The organism is Paenibacillus forsythiae T98, assembly GCF_000520735.1.
GTDB lineage: Bacteria > Bacillota > Bacilli > Paenibacillales > Paenibacillaceae > Paenibacillus_AQ > Paenibacillus_AQ forsythiae.
This window is the reverse complement of the sequence record NZ_ASSC01000272.1, coordinates 1-7165: the sequence shown is the minus strand read 5'-3', so window position 1 is coordinate 7165 and position 7165 is coordinate 1. Positions and strand designations below refer to the sequence as shown.

Genomic DNA, 7165 nt, shown 5'->3' with positions numbered 1-7165 from the left:
GACACAGACCCGTCCGCTCTCATCGCACAGATCCAGGTTATATTTCTGTATCTGCCTTGTGGCCGGGATTGTTTCATCCATTCGAACATGCGCCCACATTTCCGGTACGCATGGACGAATAATCTGTACCTCTTCTACCGCATATGGAAGAATCGGCTTATGCTGTTCCGGGTTGCCAGTCCCGTCCATATGGAAGCCATTCATTATCAAGCCAATGGGTGCTTGAAGCGCAGCATCCATCAGACTGGGATGGAGTACATAACGGTCTTGCCGCTGCGTGACAGATTTCGGCAGAGAAAGCTTTGCAAGCACCTGATTTTTTCCCAGGTACAATTCTGTAATTGCCTTATGCCCAGGTCCATATTCCATTCCGATGGAATTAAAGGCATTGTAACATTGCTCAGCCGTCACGATACCCTCAGCACACTTCGCTTTTATTAAGGATATATCCATTAGGGAAGCTTCGGCAATCGCCTGCACCTGTGCGCTGCCTTGACTATGCACCATCCAATCCCCGCCACCATCTTCGGTGAAAATTTCGTAGCTGATCTCGCCGCTGATCTCCCGAGAGAGTGCGATATGCACGAGAACAGGATGCTCCTCCACGATGATTGGACGAGCCCATACTACATTTTTCAGAAGAACTCCGTTCCCTTGTTCTTTCGACTCGCCGGACGCCTGGCTGATTGCTGCGTGTGCCATCTCAAGGTATGCAACGCCAGGAAGAACTTTTCGTCCATTCACCTTATGATCGGTGAGAAAAAACTCCTCTCCCGAAAATGTGGAGCTATACCGCTGCTCTGAAAAGTCCGAAGTATTCTGATGAACCAGAGGATGCAGAATGGATGCCGCCGCCAGCGCACCGGAATTGCGGTCCACAGCAGTCAGCGGCTCTTCCTGCTCCTCCACCCAGTAACGTTCCCTCTCAAAAGGATACGTCGGCAGAGGAACCCGGCAATATCGGTCATTGGCAAAAAGCCCGCTGTAATTAAGGGCATAGCCCTGAACGAATAGTTCGGCAACAGTGGACAACTGCTCCAAATAGTCGCTTCCATCGCGGACGGAACGGCAATGTTCAATGCACTGATTCCCGTATCTCTTTAAGGATGCCTGTTCCCTGTGTTCGTTTTCCTTAACTTGCGAAACAAGCACTTTTGCCGTCTTGCCCTTTTTAAGCCAGATGCCTAATACATCCTCCAGTTCCCCAACACTGCTTATGACGCAAGCCAGGCGGTACTGAAAATGCCTTCTGCCCTGCATCAGGGTGTAACTCATATTCCCGCAATTCACCATTAGCTCCGAAAGGCAAAACTCCTGTAGCTGGGCGGCTTGCTCGCGTAGCGCTTCAAACGTCCGGCCCGATAGCACAATCAAGTAACCCGGCTTCTCCGCAGGTTTCCGCATGAGCTTAGGCGCTTCCTCGATGACCAGGTGCACATTAGTGCCGCTAAATCCGAAAGAACTGAGGGCCGCACACCTTTTGACGGAACCTGATGTGTTCCAATCTTTCAGGGAAGAATTGACATAGAACGGGCTTTTTTCAAACTGGATGTTTGAATTGCCAGATTCAAAATGCAGGGTTGGGGGAATTTGCTTGTGCCGCAACGCCAGCAATACCTTAATAAATCCTGAAACTCCCGCCGCCGCCGCCGCGTGGCCAATGTTGGTCTTAACCGATCCTATGGCGCAGAACTCCGTTTTGTCCGTATACTTGCGGAATGCCCGGCTCAGTGCGTGATATTCGATCGGATCGCCTAATTTAGTGCCGGTCCCGTGAGCCTCCACCATTTGGATATTCTCCGGATTGATAGCGAAATTTTCATATACCTCACGCTCCAACCGCTCCTGAGAAATGGCACTCGGAGCCGTCATCCCGTTGGTTGTGCCATCCTGATTCATCCCGGACCCCCGGATGACGCCGTAGATGTGGTCACCGTCCGCTATCGCATCCTCTAAACGCTTGAGCACCACCGCCCCGACAGCCTCTCCAGGGACGAATCCGTCCGCACGGTCATCAAAAGTTTGGCAACGTCCGGTCGGTGAAAGCATTCCCATACCATTGTAACTTTGGTAAAAACCCGCCGTAGTTTGAATAGAGACGCCTCCCGCCAGCGCCATTTCCGTTTCTCCCGTCCATAAGCCCTGACAAGCCAGATGAATGGCAACCAGCGAGCTGGAACAAGCTGTATCTACTGTAACCGCGGGTCCTTTCAGGTTCAGATAATAGGCAATCCGCGCCGGAATAATGGAACCGGAGTTGCCCATGAATGCATGCGCAGGAGGATTTTCACCTAGTAGATGAACGTAATCTCCGCCGGTATAGCCCAGATAAATTCCGCATTTCCGGTTCCCTACACCCTCTCCTGCGTAGCCGGCATCCTCCAAAGCTTTCCATGATTCCTCCAAGAAGATTCGCTGCTGGGGGTCCATATAACTCGCCTCTAGCCCCGATATATTGAAAAAGAGGGGATCAAATTTATCGATATCGTCTAAAAAGCTCCCATACTTGCAGTAATCCGAGCCCTCCGGAAAATACTTGGACAGGTCCCAGCGACTTACTTCACCAACCAAATTAGTACCCGACGACAAATGGTTCCAAAACTCGTTCAGGGACTTCGATTTCGCGAATCTCCCGCTCATGCCGATAACGGCGATCGGCCCCTTGTGAATTGGAGAGCCTGCTGTTTCTTCACCCCCCCCGGTTGTCAGCACCGGGCGTTCCCCTCTTCGGATAAAGCGGCTGCCTGCGGCAATGGCGGGTCTTGCGATTTCCTCCCGTTCGCTGTAGACCTTAAGCGCTTCTTGCCGTGCGGCCTGATTAGCGGTGTAACCGGCAACCTTGCCCCCGTATTGGGAATATATGAATTCAGCGAGCTTGTACACCGAACTGTAATCGAATAGAGCGATGCTCTCCAATTCAATGGCCAACGTATCGTTAATCAGCTTGACCATGTGAACACCGGTGATCGAATCCAATCCGTAATCCGCAAAAGGACGCCCCGGATCGATTTCCTTCGCATCCAGCTTCAACGCTTCGGACAAGTGATCCATAACAATGCCGCGGATATACATTGTCAACCGTTCATTCTCTGCAGACGCATCCTGCTCGCTCTCCAATGAAGCTGCCAGGAAAGGCGAACGTTCCGCAGTGGCAAATTGATCGGCGCTAGGGCCGTTCGGCGCTTTCACAGAAATAGCGGTTTCTGCCGGAGCCAGCTTGTCCAAGATCGCCGCTGAATGCTCCGATAGAATGAACCCGGTCAGTTGGGAGACAGAACTGTAATCGAATAACGCGATCGTCTCTATTTCAATTCCCAGAGAATCATTGAGAACTTTAACAAAATGAACCCCGGTGATCGAATCCAGGCCGTAATCTGAAAAGCTCTGTTCGTCCTGGATTTCTCCTTCTTCCATTTTCAAAAGACTCGACAGATTCTCGCGAATCACCAGTCTGACATGGTCGGCCGCCGTATGTTTAATCGTTTCAGGCCGTCTCGATATCTCGTTTGTCATCAGTTTTTCTTTCCGAATATGCTGACTGGCGCTCTGAGCAGCATCCCCCTGGCTGACTCCATCTGCACTTAGCTGCGCCGCCTGCAAACGGAGAATACCGTCACTCTCCGCAATAATGATCTGTTGCCCCAATTTGTGGGCGGAAGCCGCCGGGAAGTAAACGCAATGATAGCCCTCGCCTTCCAGAACTCTCTCCCAGGTTTGAGGAGAGAGCCCTGGGGAGCCGGGAATACGAAGCTTAGAATCTTCATACAACCACCATCCCTTTAAAAGGCCGAAGGTCAGGTGGGTAAACAGAGAGTTCGAAGCCAACTCGTTCAGCAGCAGCAGCCCGTTTGTCTTTAAGGCCGCTTTAGCATTGCGAACCGACTGTCGGATGTTTGGAGTGGCGTGCATAACGTTGGCGGCAATAACCAGATCGTACGTTCCTGTGGCAATCCCTTGCCCGGCAACAGGTTCCTCTGTATTAAACAAACGATAGGTCAGGTACGGATAGTCAGGACCGTATTCTTTTTCCGCATGGTGCAGGAAAGCTTTGGACAGATCGGTGTACGTATACTCCTGCACGTATTGTTCGACGGACTTCAGCTTCCGAAATACCATCGAACTCGTTCCTCCGGTGCCAGCGCCAATCTCCAGAATCCGGATTTTTGCTTTCGGATCAAGCTTCGCGCGTGCCTGCACGTAAGCTACTACATGATCCGCCAGCGCTTCATTATAGTAATCCGCGATAGCATTGTGCTTATATATTCCCTCCACCAAGTCCATGGAACCGCCGGGAAATATAATATCCGTGGCAAGCGAACGGCCGCTTACAATTTCAGGCAAATTCTGAAGGACGGCTTCTACCAGCAAAACCTGCGCCTTCATATTCGGGTCGGCAATCCAAAGTTCCTTTTGCCTGTTCCATTCCATCCATTGTGCAGTCATCTCCGCCGGCTCTGTTTTCATGACAGTATACGTGAATCCATCACTTTGCAGAAAGCCTTTGCGCACAAATAACGCTATGCTTTCTTTAAGCCACCGCTCATACATATCCGGCAGGCCAGTCTTTAATTTCAACGCCGCGATATCGCCGGATTCCTCTAAGAACCATCCCGCTGATTGAAGCTGACTCCACAGGAGGTCAAGCAATAACTGGCCCATCTTTTCGGATTTCTCGATTAAATCCTTTTGAATACGCCGGATTCCGGTGTCGTCCACCATCGTCATCCGCATCTCCCTGATCAGGGATGGAGTAAACTGAGCATTGACTTCCAGCCTCTCCTCGTTTCGCACACCCTTTAGGCTAAGCGGCCTCGTCGTCTTCATCAAAGCCATTTGTCTTACTCTTCCGGCAAGAAGCGTTTCAAGCGCCGCCATAGCTTCCTCGGATTCTATTGATCCAATGCCTGCTTGCGCCATGCGGTCCTGATATTCTTTTGAGGCAACAACACCGGCATTTCCCCAATAACCCCAATTCATCACCTTGACTGGACAAGCCCATTCCAACGATAGTTGATGGGCAAAGGCATCCTTGAATACACAGCCCGCAGAATAGTTGCTTTGACCCGGCGGCTTTAAGAACGAATTCAAAGAGGAGAAGAATAAGACAAAGTCGAGTGGTTCCCCGTTAAATACTTGGGCCAGCCGAACGCTGACATCCGCTTTTGCCGCAATCCCCGCCCGGAATTGTTCCTCTTCCATATTAGCCAGGCTTTTATCCAGCAAAACGATCGCGGAATGGATCACGCCATCGATATGACCGTAACGCTCCTTGATTTCCCGATAAGCCTGCTGCAAAGCATCCCGGTCCCTCGCATCCGCTGAAATGTAGAATGGCGCGGGTCCAAAGGATGCGAGTCTGTCAAGTTTACGTTGAAGCGCTGCGCTCCCTTTACTTCGGCCAATCCACACAACACGGGCCTGATAGGTGCGAATCATATATTCGCTCCATACCTCGCCGATGCCTCCGGCTCCACCGATAACCACATAAACGCCGCCGGCTTTATAGAGCGATTTCTCCGGATGATCAGCCATTGTCTGTGGAATCAATTGCCGCTTAAACCACTCGCCGCCGCGGTAAGCCCAGCTATCGCCCTGCTCCTCCGAGTCCATCTCCAGCATCTCCGATACCGGCCATTCGCCTCCCGATTCAAGATCCATAAGCCGGATCTTCCAAGCGGGATACTCCTTGGCCATGGTACCGACCAGCCCATGAACACTTGCATCGGCAGGATTTACTGACTCGCTCGGATGAACCGGCTGGGCTTGTGTGGTCACGATTGTCCACCCTAAATTCTTGGTTCCATATCCCGACTCAAGCAAAGCCTTAACGAGCCTGAACAGTTGGAGAACGCCCTGCTCTTGTCCATCAATCAGCGCTTCGTCGGTCACGGAAGGCCGGGAGCGCTGCGATGACGCCCATACAATATGATCGATCGAATCCAATTCCTTTAACTGCCGGGAAAGCTCGGACGCCGAAGCGAAAGACGCCGGATTCAGATGTTTGGCGTTCATGTACTGCTCCCTGATAGACGATGAGTCTTCTCCGACGCAGCCGATCATCAAAACGCGATCGGCAGGCTCCGGCCAACGGTTTCTTGCCGTTACAGGAACCGTATCCCATACGGGAACAAGATTGTGGCTTCCAGCCGCCCAATTGGTTGGAGCGGGAGTTTCCATTTTATCGCGGGCCGTTGTTGCGCCGTTGTTAGGCTCCTGTTCCATCACTCTGGCGGATAACCCAATCATTCGAATACAAAGATTGCCTTCATGATCGTAATAATCAACATCGATTTTTTGCACTTTATCCTGTGCGGTGCAGCCTTCGCTGTACCGGATCCATGCCCACATGGACGATTCGCAAGCTCCGACAATTTCAAGCTCCTGGACGGCAAAAGGCAGTACGGTCTTTAATTTCTCGGCATTGCCGGAGCCCGCTAAATCTTCCGGATTGACAATCAAACCAATCGCGGCCTGCAAGGCAGAATCCAGTAAGGTCGGATGGAGAACAAACTGTTCCGCCGTGTCCTCAATAGAGAAGGGGAGGCTTAATTTGGCAAGCACCTGCTGGAAGCCGACATGCACCCTTTCAATCCCCCTCAGACCGGGACCATAATAATAATCTCGGGATTTGGAGATTTCATAGCATTGATCTGAGGTAAGCGCGGCCACGCCGCATTGGGCTTTCAGGTCTTGTATATCCAGAGCCGGCCTTGCATCCGAATCTATAAATGTCGCTTTGCTCTTACAGTGCAGGACAAGATCAGCGCCAGCCTCCCTTCCTTCCCCATAAATCTCAACTGAGATTTCACCATTCTCCTCAGGAACGAGTCCAACATGGATGCTTACCGGTGCATCGGCGACTGTAATCGGTCTGATCCATGTTAAGCTCCTGATCCGGATTCTAGAGCGTTCCGCGCGCAGCTCTCCGGCTGCCAGTTCAACAGCAGCCCGAACCATCTCAAAATAAGCTACGCCCGGTAGAATTCGTTCTCCATTTACCTGGTGATCGGACAGAAAAAATTCTCTGCCGGTAAATACTGAACTGAAACGCTGCTTCGTAAGATCCGATGTATTTTGGTGCAGCAGAGGATGCAGTAAGCATGCCTCTATCGCAGCTGCAGACGGCTGCTGTGCTTTTACGGACGGAACGGGCAGCCAATAACGC

At 51.6% G+C, this 7165-nt stretch carries 1 protein-coding gene; it reads right to left on the bottom strand.

The window, feature by feature from the left end:
• On the bottom strand, window positions 1–7165 hold a 7165-nt coding region (locus L692_RS30565; protein WP_025699179.1), incomplete at both ends, for an SDR family NAD(P)-dependent oxidoreductase.